Source organism: Rhizobacter sp. P2_H2 (assembly GCF_056403375.1).
Window position 1 is genome coordinate 1 of record NZ_JBFUFP010001085.1, and the last position, 1,774, is coordinate 1,774.

Here is a 1,774-nt window from a genome sequence, read left to right on the forward strand (position 1 = left end):
GATCGACAGCCTGCATCCGTAAGGACTGGATGCGGCCGTGTCGGGCAAGCCGGCGACCATCGCTGAATACGAGTTTGTGGTGGTACTCAGGTTGTCCCACGATCCACCGCTGCCCGTGCTCCGACTCTCCACCAAGCCGATGTACGGGAAATCCTGTCGGAATGTCGTGCGTGTGCGCAAGCCGGTGATCGAATCGGCTGTCTGCTGCCAACGAAATCCGACGAACCCTCGGCCGTTGCGCTCGACCCGTGCCGAGCCATAGGAGAAGGAGGTGACTCGGTTCAAGCGGCTGATCGTTGAACTACTGCTCACCCAGCTCACTGCCTGCTTCCGAACCTCCGTCACGACAGGAATGGCAGATGCGATCGTCCAGACGGAACTGTCGCTGGCGACATCTTTTGCATAGCTCTGCCGAATCAGCATGATCGGCAAAGCATCGATTTCCCAGGAGAGGATGCTTCCCGCGCCATTGGAGACCCCGATCATGAGGTTCGATGGAGGGCGGCCAAGCAGCCATGCCGATTTCACGGTCTGACCGTCGACGCGGACGAATCCGGCCGCACCGCTCGCCGTGAAGTCACCGGCGTACATGTCCGTGCATGCGGACGAACAGGGGTCCCCATTGACGGGAGAGGAACTGACGGCAAACGAGCCATCACCATTCGAACGCCACACGGTGTACGCCCCGACACCCGCAAGGTTGGAAGGCGTGTGTATCAGATCAGCCAAGCCATCACCGTCCGTGTCAACGACCTGCCATGTGCCGTCGACCAACGGTCGGTCTGGTGTCGAAGGCAGCGCTTTCCATTCGAAATTTCCATCACCCTTCGACAGCAGGGTGATCGATTGATTGCGGCCCGCCTCACTGATGAGCTGCCCGTTTCGGTGGTCCCTGAATGTCACCTGCAGGACCAGATCGGTCAGCCCATCCTGATTGACATCGATTGGCACCCAGGTATAGACGCGACTGATACTGCCGTCGGCCACGCCCCAGGACCCGGTCGGCCCGAGAACCTGGACCTTTGAAATGTCAAAGGTTCCATCGCCTTTTGACTTGCGAACGATGAGCCAGACGCTGAAGTTGTCTCGATCCAGATAGAGCTGGGCCATGTCAGCCAGGCCATCACCATTAACATCCAATACTTGCCATTTGCTGCGAAACAACGCGGCGGCGAGCGGGCCCTCCTCGATCCAAAGCGCCGTTCCACCGGTGCCCAGAAACCTGGAGATGGTGAAGCTTCCATCACCGTTCGATTTCCAGACTCGCATGTCCTCGGTCTCTTGCCAGATCGTGTTTTGAACAGCACCGACCAGATGCACGAGGTCTGCCAGCCCGTCGCCGTTGACATCCAGAATCAACCACCCTCCATGAGAGAGGTCATCGTCCTTGCTGGCACTCGAGAAGGGAGTGATGGCAAACGTCCCATCGCCATTGGACTTCCACACCTGCACTAGTCCGGAGGTCGCCGTGATATGCACGAGATCGGCCAATCCGTCGCCATTGACGTCCAGCACTTGCCACGAGCCGGTTGAAAGACTGGTGTCTCCGGACGCAGTCAACTCGCGAATGCTGAAGGTGCCATCACCGTTCGACTTCCAGATGCGGTAGACGCCGCTGATCTCCGTCAAATGAACGAGATCGGTGATGCCATCACCATCGACATCAAGCGTGACCCATTTGCCACCAGAGACTGAGCTCTCCGCCTGGGACACCGCCGTGATCATCGATCCGGGGAAGGGGTAGAGCCCTTTTCCCGCACTGCCGAGCTTGAAG

The 1,774-nt window shown here is 58.9% G+C and carries 1 protein-coding gene; it reads right to left on the reverse strand.

The window, feature by feature from the left end; all coding sequences use genetic code 11:
- The coding region (locus AC1D15_RS30270; protein ID WP_477828938.1) for an FG-GAP repeat domain-containing protein at positions 1 to 1,774 on the reverse strand (1,774 nt) is incomplete at both ends.